Here is a 287-nt window from a genome sequence, read left to right on the forward strand (position 1 = left end):
GTGGCCGACAGCGGCGCCCGCATCAGCGCGATCGAGGCCGGCGAGGCGCCGGTGCCGTCGAGCAGCCCTTGCGCGAAATCGAGGACCGAGGCAGCCGTGCCGAACAGGCCGGCATGGCCGGCGCCCTCGAGCGCCGAGCAATTGTCGTCATGCACCTCGCCTGAGCGCACGCGGTGGCGCCAGGTGCAGTCTTCCGTCGCCGCCGCCTGGTCCGGCGCGGCCGAGAAGGCGAAGCCCGGACCGGGATCCATGGCGCGGATCCTCTTGCCCGACAGGCGCTCCATCGC

At 73.5% G+C, this 287-nt stretch carries 1 pseudogene; it reads right to left on the bottom strand.

Annotated elements, in window-relative coordinates:
• Positions 1-287: pseudogene (locus EN850_RS35795) on the bottom strand (esterase); the annotation flags it as partial.

The organism is Mesorhizobium sp. M8A.F.Ca.ET.207.01.1.1 (assembly GCF_004794715.1).
Lineage (GTDB): Bacteria > Pseudomonadota > Alphaproteobacteria > Rhizobiales > Rhizobiaceae > Mesorhizobium.